Annotated in this window: 10 protein-coding genes and 3 pseudogenes; 12 read left to right on the top strand and 1 reads right to left on the bottom strand. The window is 54.1% G+C overall.

Features of this window, described 5'->3' with window-relative positions:
* Nucleotides 1-127 precede the first annotated feature (127 nt).
* From H4J77_RS18150 to H4J77_RS18115, 8 genes and pseudogenes are all read left to right on the top strand, one after another.
* Nucleotides 128-1168: pseudogene (locus H4J77_RS18150) on the top strand (OprD family outer membrane porin); the annotation flags it as partial.
* A gap of 440 nt (nt 1169-1608) precedes the next feature.
* Nucleotides 1609-1782, top strand: a complete 174-nt coding sequence (locus H4J77_RS18145) for a DUF2933 domain-containing protein (RefSeq protein ID WP_182249846.1) — start codon at nt 1609-1611, stop codon at nt 1780-1782.
* 39 nt (nt 1783-1821) lie between these two features.
* Nucleotides 1822-2082 carry a DUF5676 family membrane protein gene (locus H4J77_RS18140; protein WP_182249844.1) on the top strand — a complete coding sequence of 87 codons (261 nt, stop codon included), beginning with the start codon at nt 1822-1824 and terminating at the stop codon, nt 2080-2082.
* 2 nt (nt 2083-2084) lie between these two features.
* Nucleotides 2085-2891 (top strand): polyphosphate kinase 2, encoded by an 807-nt coding sequence (gene ppk2, locus H4J77_RS18135; protein ID WP_182249842.1) that lies wholly within the window; start codon nt 2085-2087, stop codon nt 2889-2891.
* A gap of 45 nt (nt 2892-2936) precedes the next feature.
* Entirely contained in the window at nt 2937-3188 is a 252-nt protein-coding gene (locus H4J77_RS18130) for a cation transporter (protein WP_182249840.1), read from the top strand.
* 68 nt (nt 3189-3256) lie between these two features.
* A complete protein-coding gene (locus tag H4J77_RS18125; protein WP_182249848.1) occupies nt 3257-5737 on the top strand; it encodes a cation-translocating P-type ATPase in 2481 nt (826 codons plus the stop codon).
* A gap of 44 nt (nt 5738-5781) precedes the next feature.
* On the top strand, nt 5782-6147 hold the full coding sequence (petA, locus tag H4J77_RS18120) for a ubiquinol-cytochrome c reductase iron-sulfur subunit (RefSeq protein WP_182249838.1): 366 nt from the start codon (nt 5782-5784) through the stop codon (nt 6145-6147).
* A gap of 29 nt (nt 6148-6176) precedes the next feature.
* Nucleotides 6177-7154: pseudogene (locus H4J77_RS18115) on the top strand (IS30 family transposase).
* A 58-nt stretch (nt 7155-7212) separates the two neighbouring features.
* Here the strand turns inward: H4J77_RS18115 and H4J77_RS18110 are convergent.
* Nucleotides 7213-7767, bottom strand: a pseudogene (locus H4J77_RS18110) (IS3 family transposase); the annotation flags it as partial.
* A 408-nt stretch (nt 7768-8175) separates the two neighbouring features.
* Between H4J77_RS18110 and H4J77_RS18105 the strand changes: the two are divergent.
* The 4 genes from H4J77_RS18105 to arcC are packed head-to-tail and all read left to right on the top strand — an operon-like array spanning nt 8176 to nt 12820.
* Complete coding sequence (locus H4J77_RS18105; protein WP_182249834.1) at nt 8176-9624, top strand: YfcC family protein; 1449 nt, start codon at nt 8176-8178, stop codon at nt 9622-9624.
* A gap of 32 nt (nt 9625-9656) precedes the next feature.
* Complete coding sequence (locus H4J77_RS18100; protein WP_182249832.1) at nt 9657-10886, top strand: arginine deiminase; 1230 nt, start codon at nt 9657-9659, stop codon at nt 10884-10886.
* 22 nt (nt 10887-10908) lie between these two features.
* Nucleotides 10909-11910 (top strand): ornithine carbamoyltransferase, encoded by a 1002-nt coding sequence (argF, locus tag H4J77_RS18095; RefSeq protein ID WP_182249830.1) that lies wholly within the window; start codon nt 10909-10911, stop codon nt 11908-11910.
* A 1-nt stretch (nt 11911) separates the two neighbouring features.
* Nucleotides 11912-12820, top strand: a complete 909-nt coding sequence (gene arcC / locus H4J77_RS18090; protein ID WP_182249828.1) for a carbamate kinase — start codon at nt 11912-11914, stop codon at nt 12818-12820.
* Nucleotides 12821-13094 lie beyond the last annotated feature (274 nt).

Here is a 13094-nt window from a genome sequence, read left to right as displayed (position 1 = left end):
CTCGGCCACGACAGACTTTAGGCTGGAAATTCCCGGTGGAGGTGCTTGTTGAATACCTTCAGCTCTCGCAGAGCAATAACCTTCAGACCATCAACTGAGTGTTGCACTTAGACCCTGAGACCGCCGACTCAAGCTGGATTCTGGTGGTGGACGTTCAGGCGCAGGCGGCTCTGTTGACGTGTTGACCTATGATAGTGATGGCCGTCCTGAAAGTAGCTACTCGAAAATTGGTGGAGCAATAAAAGCTCGATTCCAAGATACCGAATTCAAAGCCGGCGATGTGTTTCCGCAGACACCGGTAGTATATTATGGTGACTATCGATTACTTCCGCAAAGCTTTCGGGGCTTTAGCTTGGTCAGCACAGACGTAGACAAGTTGACTGTGCAAGCGGGCCGCCTTCATTCAATGAATCAACCTAATACGAGCAGCCTGAGTGGAGATTTCACTACTTGGTATGCGGGTTCAGTTGACTCACCTTGGATTGCTTATTTTGGTGGCGATTATGAGGTAAGTGATAGCGTGAATGTAAGTCTTTACACCAGTCGTTTAAAGGATGCATGGGACCAGCACTATGCTGGAATGACCTTTACTTACCCATTGGCAGATAATCTAACACTTATTAGTGGCCTTAACTATTACAAGGCAGTCGATGAAGGGCGTGAATTGCTAGGTCGATTTGATAACGATATATACAGTGGTAATGTGGGGTTGCAGTTTGGGTCTCATACGATCACCCTTGCGCTGCAAAGAAATAGTGGGGATGACGACTTCGATTACCTGCGTCAGTCAGGCTCTATTTATTTGGACAACTCGATTCAATATAGCGACTTTAATTCGCCAAAAGAAAATTCTCGACAGATCAGGTATAACTTGGATATGGCGGCGTTTGGTTTCCCCGGACTTAGTCTGATGACGCGCTACGCGCAAGGAGAGGGCGCCAATTATTCTGGAGCTAACGATGTCTACGTCCGACGTGATGGGAATGGCGCTCCGCTGACAGATCAGAAGCGTTGGGAGCGTAACGTTGAAGCGAGCTATATTGTCCAAAGTGGTCAGGCTAGAGGCTTGACCTTTAGGCTTCGTCAAGCAACTACTCGCGCTACTGAGTTCGAAGCCGACCTCGATGAAGTTCGTCTGATCATAGAATATCCGTTCGAGGTTTTTTGAAGCGCTAGTGTGCGACACGTTCATATTATTCAAATTCCTTACGAATTTGAAATTGGCCAAGTGATTTTTTATGGAGACTTATATTGACCTAGTACTTTAATGATTTTCAGAAAAGTCATTGGTTCACTTAATCTTGACATCTATTGCAATTTTAATTCCTTCAGAAGAGATGTTTTGCGCCTTAATAGGCGCTTTTTTTTGCCTAAAATATGTCGTGTAGCTAAGCGATTGAATTTCTCGAATTATTACTCTGAATCTTTGTCCTATGTATTTCAAATCGCGCGGTTTATTACATATGCATAGTTTTGTCCGAGGCCTTCCAAAAGTTTAGTAAATAGTAGCCTAGACAAAGAAAAATTAAATACCGGTCATTAAGTTGATCCAGGTCAGTGTAAGAGCGAGGTCAGCAGAATAAAATATAATAAATAAAGGAGTAAATCATGGAATGGCTTTCGCAAAACTGGGTTTGGGTTTTATTTGGCGCTGGTTTCATAGCGATGCATATGTTTGGCCATGGAAGCCATGGCCACGGCGGACATCAAGCAGGGAATAAGCCTGCTGTGAAAGAGGGCGAGAAACGCCCTTTGAAAAAGGGTAAGGGTCTTCAACATTGACCATTAGGTGCTAAGGTCAATAAACAAGGATGCATTCAAATGTTGAATATTAAAGTCGTGACATGGTCTTTAGCAATATTCACCACGCTTACGTTTATTTTTTGTGTTGTGTTCGGCCTGGTAACGCCGGGAAGCATTCATATGTCTGTTTTTCTTCAACAAATTCTGCCTGGATTCGAACCGAATAGTTGGGGTGGTTTTGGTATCGGATTGGTCGAAAGCTTTCTTTACGGTGCTTATGCCGGGCTCGTTTATGTGTCTGTTTATAACTTTCTATATCGAATCTGGGTGAGGAAATAGTCATGAGCAAAAATACTCACAATCAGTACGCAGGTGATCACACGGTCCCGATTACTAAAAAGGAGTACAAGAATAACCTTCATCAGCTGCAGGTCGAGTTGGTCAAGCTGCAGCGTCATTTCATTGAGTGTGACGATAAGATCCTGATTATCTTGGAAGGCCGAGATGCCGCAGGAAAAGACGGCGTGATTAAACGCATCGTCCAGCATTTGAGCCCCCGCGAAACGCGCGTCGTGGCACTTGGTAAGCCTTCAGATCGGGATCGAACATCGTGGTATTTCCAGCGTTATGTTCCCTATTTGCCGGCGGCTCAGGAGCTCGTGATTTTCAACCGTAGTTGGTATAACCGGGCTGGTGTTGAGCGGGTTATGGGTTTTTGTACAGAGGCTGAACATGAGGAGTTTATGACCTCAGTTTCCGATTTCGAGAACATGCTCGTACGTTCGGGTATCAGTTTTCTCAAGTACTACCTCGATATAGATAAGGCGGAACAGAAGCAACGTCTGGATGACCGCAAAACAGATCCGCTCAAGCAATGGAAGATAAGCCCAATTGATAAGCAGGCGCTGAAGTACTGGAAGTCGTACAGCGCGGCCCGCAATGAGATGCTTGCACGAACCCACACCCCAATGGCGCCGTGGACGCTTGTGCGCGCCAACGATAAACGTCTGGCGCGGCTCAATATCATTAAAGACGTGCTTAGTCGCCTGCATTATGCAGACAAGGTTGAGCAGCTTGTCCAGCCGGACCCTCAGATCGTATTTTCCTATGATATATCAAATCTCGAAAACGCTCATCTTGCGAAGTAATCGCGTGGGTAACACGACTTTCTCAGACATCAATTCGGAGCAGTAATGAAAACTAACGTGATTGAAGTAGGCGGAATGCTCTCAGCGCTTAGTGCAAGGGGCGTCGAGAAACAACTTATGAAAATGTCAGGCATCGAGAAGGCAGAGGTCAATTATGTCGGCGACAGTGCGACCGTGATCTATGACGAGACGCTTGTTGGCCTTGAGGACATAAAACTTAGAATCCATAAGTGTGGTTATCGTTGTAGCGGCGAGATGCTGCCAAAGCATGTGTGCCGTACGGCCATTAATCCCTGAAGTGGCCTGTTGGCACGCCGCCAGAGATGTACAAGCATTTTGTAAATGAAACCAATGAGGGCGATATGATGAAAACGAGCGTTATAAATGTCAGCGACATGTTGTCCTTGTTGAATTTATATGAGGTTGAAGCACGAATCGGTATGGTCCCCGGTGTCGAAAGCGTTACGGTGAATTATGGTGCAGGAAGCGCTACCGTGCGTTACGACGAAACTCAGCTCAATGTCGCCGATATTAAGTTGGTGATGCACCAGCATGAGAATGAGTCCGATGGGCGGGCCGCCCCTCCCGCTAGCGGGGGCCACGAAAGGCACGCAACGCAGGATCCACAACCCGCAGCACCCGCTTCGGTTGCTGCGAAATCCGATACAGTCTCCAAGCCTGCACCTGAAGCCCCCAAGCCTGACTTTACTCCATCGGCAGCGGCCACTCTTCACAAGGGCCACGCTGAGCCCGACGGCAAGGGGGCCAAGTCGGCGGAGATGGCGCATGAGATGGGTCATGGCGGCGGAAAGGATTTGGCAGCGATGGTGCGCGACATGCGCAATCGATTCTGGGTATGTCTTGCGTTCAGCCTGCCGATTTTTGTTTATTCGCCAATGGGGGGTCTGTTCACGCCACCCGCTCCGCCATTCGGTCTTGAGCTTAACCTATGGCTGTTTGTTCTCGCCAGTGTCGCCATTCTTTATCCAAGTTGGCCGTTTTTTGTAGCCGCCTGGCGCGCGCTCAAGAACGGCGTACTAAACATGGCAGTGCTGGTGGTGCTATCTGTTGGCACCGGTTATTTGTTCAGTGTCGGCGCCACGTTCTTTTTCGAGAGCGATCAGTTTTTTGAAGCCGTTACCGTGCTGCTGGTTTTTATCCTGCTCGGCCATTGGCTGGAAATGCGCGCCCGCGCTGGTGCCTCGACTGCGATCACCGCACTAATGGATCTTGCCCCGCCAAAGGCAAGCGTTATCCGCGATGGCTCCGAAATAGAAGTATCGACCTCTGAAGTGATGGCGGGAGACCTAGTAGTGATCCGGCCGGGCAACAAAATCCCGGTCGACGGCTTGGTGGAACAAGGTGAGTCTCTGGTAGATGAGTCCATGCTGACCGGGGAGTCGATGCCGGTGCAGAAGGGCCCTGGAGATACGGTGATAGGCGCGACAATCAACACCAGTGGCAGCTTTCGCTACAAGGCAACCAAGGTGGGCGCCGACACCGCGCTGGCACAGATCGTAAAACTGGTGCAGGAGGCGCAGAACTCAAAAGCTCCTGCGCAATTGCTTGCGGACAAGGCCGCTCAGTGGCTGGTCATTGCCGCGGTCGTCGTCGGATTGGTTACGTTTGCCGTGTGGTTCTGGTGGATCGGTCAGCCGCTGTTGTTCGCAGTGACACTGACTATTACTGTTTTCGTCATCGCCTGCCCGGACGCATTGGGGCTCGCCACGCCCATGGCTGTGATGGTGGGCACCGGCCTCGGCGCCATGAATGGCATCCTGTTCAAGAACGCTTCTGCTCTGGAAGACGCCACCAAGCTTAACGTCATCATTTTTGACAAGACCGGTACCCTCACCATCGGTAAGCCAGAAGTCGTTGAGATGGTGATGGCAGCAGGCATTACCGAAGATGCGGTATTGCTAGCTGCCGCGGCTGTCGAGCAGGGGTCCGCACACCCGCTTGCACAGGCGATCTTGCGCCGCGCATCAGAGCTGACCGTTACTGCGCCCACAGGTTTTAAAAGTATTGATGGCATGGGCGCGCAAGCAGAAACCGCAGACGGCACCGTATTTCTAGGTAACCGTCTGTTGATGGATACACAAAATCTTGCTCTCGGTGCCCTCGAAGCCGCTGCCACGAGACTGCAGGGCGAAGGCCGTACAGTGGTTCATGTGGCCCAGAAGGGCAGGGTAATTGGGCTCATTGCTATCGCCGATGCAGCGAGACCAACAGCCAAAGCCGCTGTGGCGAAGCTGCGCGAGCGCGGTATTGAAGTAGTAATGTTGACCGGTGATAACGCTGGTACGGCTAAGCGTATTGCTGCGGACCTTGGCATCGAAAGCGTAATGGCCGATGTGCTGCCAGACCAAAAAGCGGCGAAAGTAAAGGAGTTACAAGCCAGGGGTAAAAGGGTCGGGATGGTGGGCGACGGTGTTAACGATGCGCCTGCACTTACCCAGGCGGACGTTGGCTTTGCTATCGGTGCCGGCACCGATGTGGCGATGGAAAGTGCCGACGTGGTACTGATGAAAAGTGACCCCTACGATATCGTTGGAGCAATTGAGTTGTCACGCGCAACCCTACGCAAGATGCACCAAAACCTATGGTGGGCAGTGGGCTACAACGTGATCGCATTTCCGCTCGCAGCTGGTGTCCTCTACCCGTTTGTGCTTAGCCCCGCGATCGCAGCACTGTCGATGTCGGGTAGCTCCGCCGTCGTCGCAATCAATGCCCTGTTGCTCAAGCGGACCAAGCTGGTCGGTATTCATCGACCTGATGAATCTAGCGAGCCTATAAATAAAAGCCCGGCTAGGACGAAAGCGAAACCTAGTCCGGCGCAGAAATGATTTTTTAGCAATACGGTGAAGAATCAGATGGGAGTATTAAAAATATGACAAAAGTAAATGAGCAGCGGCGCTGGTTTTTGACTGTCGCAACATCATTTGTGGCAGGCGCAGGCTTGGTCGGGGTTGCTACACCTCTCGTACAAACATGGAATCCCAGTGCTAGGGCAAAGGCGGCCGGTGCTCCGGTTAAACTGGATCCAGAGAAGATTGAACCTGGCGCTATGATGACTGTGGAATGGCAGGGTAAGCCCGTATGGATCCTCCGGCGCACACCTGACAATTTGAAGATTTTGACTGAGAAGTCGCACCGAACGGAATTAAGGGATCCAGATTCCGAAGTTAACCAGCAACCCAGTTATGCCAAAAATGATTTTCGAAGGGCGGTTGCAGGAGCTGAGTGCAACACTTAATGTAAGGAGTTGTCGTGCCAAGTCACTATATGCACTTGCGCATCGAGGACCGTGTCGCCTTGATGCTTATGCGCCAATCCGGCCATAGCCTTCGAGCAATCGCCAGCGCGCTCGGCAGGTCGCCCAGCACCCTTAGCCGAGAGCTCAGGCGTAATCGTCAGCATGACGCTTATTGCTGTTCCACCGCCGAGTAGCTGTCAGCGCAGCGGTGCCGCTTGCCACGCGACATTCGGCACCTGCATCCTGACAGCGAGCTATGGCAGGTGGTCGTGAAGATGCTCGCCATGGGCTGCTCACCACAGCAGGTAGCCGCCAGACTGAAGGTCTTTTTGCCAGACAGACCGGAACGCCACGTGAGCCACGAAAGCATATACCTCGCTATCTACGCCTACCCGCGCGGAGAGCTGAAGCGTCAGCTGATTGCCTACCTGCGTCAGGGCAAAGGCAAGCGCCGAGCGCGCTACCCTGCTGAACAGAACATCCGTAACCGCCCCGAAGAGGTCGAAGGGTGGCAGGTCCCAGCCCACTGGGAAAGCGACTTGATCATGGGGGCTGGCAACCGTTCAGCGGTAGCGACACTGGTTGAGCGCACTAGCCGTTTTGTGATCCTGGCGAAGCTTGATGCCCCTACAGCTGATGCCGCGCTAGAGGCGATGACCCGGGAGCTTGCACGGATAGCACCCTCGTTGTTGAAAACTATGACGCACGACCAGGGGAGCGAAACAGCACGCTATGCAGAGCTTTCCGCCCGCACCGGGATGAACATTTACTTCGCCGGCCCGCACAACCCTTGGCAGCGTGGCAGCAATGAGAATACCAACGGCCTGCTGCGACAGTACCTTCCCAAGGGCACTGACTTGTCGCGGGTGAGTCAGGAACGCCTGGACGAGATCGCCGAGCTGCTCAATACTCGACCCAGACAAACGCTGGGCTGGAAACTCCCTGTTGAGGTGCTGGTTGAATATCTCCAGCTACAGGCCACTAACCAGCTGGGTTCTATTCACTGATGATGTTTTGCACTTGGAACTTGAGACGGCCCCAGGTCACCCACTTCAGTGTTTCCTACTCCAGGCGGTCTACGCTTTTCCATGACCCCCGCTTGTAGAGGCCGTTGATGGTCTCTGCCAGTGCGTTGTCGTAGCTGTCACCGGTATTGCCAACCGAGGGTTCAATACCAGCTTCGCCCAGCCGCTCGCTGTAGCGAATCGACAGATATTGCGAGCCCTTGTCGCTGTGATGAACCAGCCGGTGGGGCTCAGGCCGACGAGTGTGAAGCGCCTGTTCCAGAGCATCTAGGACAAACTCTGTGCGCATGTGCCGGCCGACTCGCCAGCCCACGACAAACCTTGAGTAGGCATCGACGATGAATGCCGCATAAGCAAATCCCTGCCAGGTTGAAACGAACGTGAAATCGGCGATCCAGAGCTGATTGGGGCATACGGCAGCGAACTGGCGCCTTACCAGATCCCAGGGATTGGCATTGTCAGGATCGATTTGTGTGGTCTTCACCGTTTTGCCCCGTGTTACGCCGCAGATCGCCATTTCACGCATTAACCGTTCCACTGTGCAGCGCGCAACTACCTGGTGCTCGTGATGCATCTGCCGCCAGGTTTCCCTGGCCCAAGCACAATAGCGTTTGGGCATCGCGAGCCAGAGCCACGGCAACACCTGCTCGCACATCGATAGGTTCGGTGGTTCGCTAAATTTCACGAATACGATCCCGAGACCGTTTTCAGAGGAAAGGTATACCATGGCTATCTCCAAGTAGATCAGTGCTTGAAGGAGGCGTTAAAAGCGGAAGCAGTCGGGCTGGACAGCTAGTGCCATGATGCCGAACTAGATTCGTGCTGGGCGAATAGCGGCAAATCTACTCTGCATATTTTGTGATGTATTGGACGTGAAACATTCAGTGGTGTATGTTAGTGGGGGGGTGCTCAGTGCTTGAGCTTTCGCCTTTAACATATCTGCCCAGTAATTGCGTGGTGCCCAGACGGCAGGTGATAGCGTATATTCTTCTGGAGGTGTCCAATGGACAGTGCACCCGAGCTAGAGAAAGATAAGAGCCAGGATCTGGCTTCCCGTTTTCCTACCGCGTATTCGATTCTTTTCCTTCTTATCATTCTGATGGCCGGTCTCACCTGGATCATGCCGGCAGGCAAGTTTGACCGCGAGATGAACGAGGCGGTTGGGCGTGAGGTCGCGGTCGCCGGCACTTACCATGAAGTCGAGCCGAATCCGCAAGGCATCGTTGAGGTGATGCTGGCACCCGGTGCAGGTTTTTACGATCCGGACAGTTATGTTGCCAATGCAATTGATGTGGCGCTGTTCGTGCTCTTTCTTGGGGGCTTTCTTGGGGTAGTGAATGCCACTGGCGCCATTGATACCGGCATACGGTCGGCGATGGTCCATCTGAAGGGCCATGAAATCTGGATGATCCCCATACTCATGAGCTTGTTTGCCATCGGCGGCACGACCTATGGCATGGCTGAGGAGACGCTGGCGTTCTATGCCTTGCTGATTCCCGTGATGATGGCGGCGGGGTATGACTCCGTCACCGGCGTGGCGATCATTCTGGTCGGTGCCGGCATTGGTGTGCTTGGTTCGACAATCAACCCGTTCGCGACGGTTATTGCCGCTAATGCGGCGGGTATTCCTTTCACTGACGGGATTATCCCGCGGTTCGTGATTCTGCTTGGCGGTCTGGTGATCTGCATCGCCTACGTAATGGTCTATGCCCATCGGGTGAAGCGGGACCCGTCCAGGTCTGCTGTTGCCAAACAGTTTGAAGAGCACAAGGCCTTTTTCCTGAAGCGTCAGGAAGCTGAGGAGCATAGTGATCACCTGACTGGTATACAGTCGGTTGTGCTCGTGTTGTTTGCGGTGACGTTCGCAGTGATGATCTGGGGCGTTTCATCGCAAGGCTGGTGGATGGCACAAATGGGCGCGCTGTTCCTGGGCGCTGCGATCGTTATCGGCGTGATTGCGCGGCTGGGTGAGAAGGGCCTCACCAATCATTTTGTTGACGGTGCCAGAGAGTTGCTGGGTGTGGCATTGGTTGTTGGGCTGGCGCGCGGGATTGTGGTGATCATGGAAAACGGCCTGATCGCAGACACCATGCTGCACAGTGCAGCACAAGCACTGGACGGGGTTGGCGGGTTGGCTTTCGTCAATCTGATGTTCTGGATTGAGGCGGCTATGAGTTTTCTGGTGCCATCGTCTTCCGGACTGGCCGTGCTGTCCATGCCGATTCTTGCTCCTTTGGCCGATTTCGCTGGCGTAGGACGCGACCTCGTCGTAACTGCCTATCAGTCCGCAAACGGGCTGGTGAACTTCATCAATCCGACATTTGCAGTCGTGGTTGGCGGGCTTGCCATTGGCCGGGTTTCCTATGACCGCTGGCTGGCTTTCATCTGGCCTCTTTTGCTTATTTTGATCCTGTTCATAACCGTCGTTCTGAGCATTTCCACCCTGCTTTGAGCGGTTCACCAATGGAATATGGAGAAATGGATATGTCTGTACAAAAGCTTGGTGTGCATTCTGAAACTGGGCGTCTGCGCCAGGTGGTTGTCTGCCGGCCTGGTTTGGCGCACCGGCGCTTGACCCCTGGTAACTGCCAGGAGCTGCTGTTTGATGATGTGTTTTGGGTAAAACAGGCTCAAAAGGATCACGACGTCTTTACCCAGGCGATGCGCAACGAAGGGGTGGAGGTGTTGGACGTCAACACCCTACTGGCAGAAACCCTCGATAATGCAGAAGCGCGCAGCTGGGTGCTCGATCACCGAATTACCGCAGACCAGGTAGGGGTGGGGGCGAAAGCGGAGCTGGCCAGCTGGATGAAAGAGATTCCGAGTGAGCTGCTGGCGACGCACCTGCTGGGTGGCTTGACGGTAGAGGAGTTGCCATTTGAGCCTTCGGGGCTGTTCGGCAGTTACATCGGGCACCACGGATTTGTATTGCCGCCGTTGCCAAACGCGCTCTTTACTCGGGATAACAGCGCCTGGATCTATGACGGTGTCGTGGTTAACCCCATGTACTGGAATGCCCGTCGTCCGGAGACTCTGCTGAATACCGCCATTTACAAGTTTCACCCGAACTTCGCTGGCCGCACGAACATTCACTGGGGTGACCCGACAGTCGATCATGGCCTGGCGACCCTTGAAGGTGGCGACATCATGCCCGTCGGCAACAAGACGGTACTGGTTGGCATGGGGGAGCGCTCCTCGCCGCAAGCGGTCGGCCAGTTGGCGCAGGCCCTGTTCGCCAACGGCGTGGTCGAGCGCGTGCTGGCTTTCCGCATACCCAAGTCCCGTTCGGCCATGCACCTGGACACCGTTTTTACCCTGTGCGGTGGCGATGTGGTGACAACCTTCAAGGAAGTGGCGGATGAGTTGGTGTGCTACGACATCCGCCCCGGTAATGTTGAAGGTGCACTGGATTTCCGTCAGGACCCGCGGCCGATCTTCGAGATCGTGGCCGAGGTGCTCGGCTACAGCAAGCTACACATTGTGCCCACGGGTGGCGCTACCGAGGAGGAGCGGGCACGTGAACAGTGGAATGATGGCAACAACGTGCTGGCGATTCGTCCCGGCGTAGTCATCGGTTACGACCGCAATGACGATACCAACGCTGAGCTGAAAGCAGCCGGTATTGAAGTGCTGGAGATTCCTGGCGCCGAGCTTGGCCGTGGCCGTGGTGGCGGCCATTGCATGAGCTGCCCAACGGCACGTGATCCGGTGTGAACAGGACAGGAGACAACAGGTTATGGCATTCAATCTGAAAAATCGCAGCTTTCTGACGCTGCGCGACTACACGCCGAAAGAGATCGCTTTTCTGCTGAAGTTGGCAGCCGATCTCAAGGCGGCCAAGTACGCCGGTACCGAGCGTCCTGGCCTGCAGGGCAAGGATATTGCCCTCATTTTTGAAAAGAGCTCCACCCGAACCCGCGTTGGGTTCGAGGTGGCCGCCTATGATCAGGGCGCCAGAGTGACCTATCTCGGGCCTTCCGGGAACCATATTGGTCACAAGGAAACGGTCAAGGATACCGCGCGGGTGCTTGGCCGAATCTATGACGCCATCGAGTACCGGGGGTTTGGGCAAGAGGTGGTGCAGACGCTGGCTGATTACTCGGGTGTTCCGGTCTACAACGGGCTGACGGACGAGTTTCACCCAACCCAGATTCTGGCTGACTTCTTGACCATGCAGGAGCATGTCGACAAACCGTTGCATCAGGTTGCCTACGCCTTTCTCGGCGATGCAGGCAACAACATGGGCGACAGTCTGCTGATCGGTGGCGCCAAAATGGGCATGGATGTGCGCCTCTGTGCTCCGCGTGCCTGCTGGCCTGAAGAGAGCGTGCAGCGTGAGGCTCAAGAAATCGCAGAGCAGACTGGTGCGCGTCTCATGCTGACCGAGAGCGTGGATGAGGCTGTGCAGGGGGTGGATTTTATCTACACCGATGTCTGGGTCTCCATGGGCGAGGCCAAGGAGAAATGGGCAGAGCGCATCAAGTTGCTCAAGCCCTATCAGGTCACCCGCGAGGTGATGGAGAAGACCGGTAATCCGCGCGCCTGCTTTATGCATTGTCTTCCTGCCTTCCACAATGCAGAAACTGCTGTAGGGGCTGAAATTCAGCGTGAATTCGGCCTCGATTGCATGGAAGTGACGGAAGAGGTATTCGAGAGCCCGGCATCTATTGTGTTCGATCAGGCGGAAAACCGAATGCACACCATCAAAGCGGTTCTGGTCGCGACCCTGGGAGGCTAGCATGCTGATCGTCGTCGCTCTGGGGGGCAATGCTCTGCTCAAGCGGGGAGAGGCCATGACCGCAGAGACCCAGCGGGCCAACGTGAACAAGGCCGCTGCCGCGCTGGCGGAGCTGATCAAGGAAGGCCATCAGATAGTGATTACCCATGGCAATGGGCCGCAGGTCGGCCTGTTGGCCCTGCAGGGCGCGGCCTATCGACCTGCTGGCGCCGACCCGCTTGATGTACTGGGTGCCGAGACCGAAGGCATGATCGGCTATATGATCGAGCAGGAGCTGGAGAATGCCATCAATCACCAGAAACCGGTCGCAACGCTGTTGACCCAGGTAGTGGTGGATTTGGCTGACCCGGCGTTTCAGAAGCCAACCAAGTTTGTCGGGCCTGTCTACGAAAAGGCCGAAGCTGAGCGCAGGGCCGCTGCCGCCAACTGGTCGATTGCGCAGGATGGTGACAAGTGGCGTCGCGTGGTTCCGTCGCCGGCGCCGCTTGAAATTCCGGACTTGTCAGTGCTGAAGATACTGCTGCGCAATGATGTGATTGTCATCTGCGCGGGGGGCGGTGGCATTCCCGTGGTACGTCGGCGCGATGGAAGCCTTGTTGGCGTGGAGGCAGTCATCGACAAGGATGCTGCCAGCGCACTGCTTGCAGAGCAGATAGATGCCGATGCGTTGCTTCTGTTGACCGATGTTGACGCGGTATACCGTGATTTTGGTACGCCGCAGGCCCAACGGGTGAGTGCTCTGAGCGTGGATGATCTCGACTACATCAGCCTGCCGGCGGGCTCGATGTTGCCAAAGGCAAAGGCCGCCGCGCGGTTCGCAGGAACCGGCAAGATCGCCGCCATCGGCCGGCTTGAGGATGCGTCAAGCATTCTGCGCGGCAGCGCCGGGACGAGGATTCGAGCCCACTGACTAGTGATAGCGGTCAGGTTGCCCTCCGTCCTGAGTTGAGATTTTTGGAACTTGAGGCAGCCGTGTTTTTCGAGAAATCCGATACGTGATGAGCCTTAATGCTGGTCTAAAATATGTATAGTTACTGGCTGCTAACGACTAATCAATAGGGCGGTTGCAGGAGCTGAGTGCAACACGGTTATTGAATTGACGCAGGAGCATCATATTGCATAGCCAAGGCTTTCTGCATCACTTCGCTCATGACTTCGATAGGACATTTGAAATCGAAGCGCTT

It is taken from the genome of Pseudomonas sp. 5Ae-yellow, from assembly GCF_014077575.1.
In the GTDB taxonomy this organism is placed as follows: Bacteria; Pseudomonadota; Gammaproteobacteria; order Pseudomonadales; family Pseudomonadaceae; genus Halopseudomonas; species Halopseudomonas neustonica.
The sequence above is the reverse complement of the archived record's forward strand: the minus strand, read 5'-3'. Positions and strand labels throughout refer to the sequence as shown.